At 61.7% G+C, this 647-nt stretch carries 1 protein-coding gene; it reads left to right on the top strand.

Annotation, left to right across the window (positions count from 1 at the left end; genetic code table 11):
* The coding region (locus F6X39_RS36200; protein ID WP_187620167.1) for a DUF3331 domain-containing protein at nt 1–176 on the top strand (176 nt) is incomplete at its 5' end.
* Nucleotides 177–647: the final 471 nt, after the last annotated feature.

The following is a 647-nucleotide window of genomic DNA, read 5'->3' on the forward strand; positions in this document are numbered from 1 at the left end:
AGCTTTGGCGCCTTGCTACAGCGAAACGATCGGGTATATGCGCTTTGAGCGGACAAGGCATCGCCGCAGGCGATGTAATCTACCGCCCCGCAAAGGTCGAGCCGCCTCCCGCAAACGCGGCTGCCATGATGCTCGCACCTTTAGTCGAGCTCGCCTTTAGCGATCCGTCCTGTTGATTTTCGCGGGCGTGTTTCGCTGTTGATCCTTCCCGGATCAACACTGCGCGACAGCGCAGTTGCTGCCCGCGACCGATTCCAGCAAACTATTGCATCCACCGGTTGAATCCGCCGGTGTGGATCGGCCATTGAAACGTCGTATCAAGGATGCGCAGGAATGGCTGCTTCGCCGCCGCACCCGGCCGGATGGCGACCGTCTCAGTTCGGCCCACTCCGGGCCAAACTCCAGCCGCGAAACGAAACTACCTTCCGCAGCGAGACGACGCGCACATGCTCCCAGATACGAGCGGCCGCGGCCCGGCACCTGCATCAAATGCGCTCGCCAACACGAGCAGGGCACCGCCGGGAACCCTATCCGCTTACGCGCCGGCACCCGTCTCATCGAAGAATGAGGTTTTGTCCGTCCCGTTCGCTTTGGCGCGATACATCGCGCTATCGGCCTGGCGCATCAGGGCGTGTACATCAAGACGT

The organism is Paraburkholderia sp. UCT2, from assembly GCF_014397665.1.
Taxonomy (GTDB): domain Bacteria; phylum Pseudomonadota; class Gammaproteobacteria; order Burkholderiales; family Burkholderiaceae; genus Paraburkholderia; species Paraburkholderia tuberum.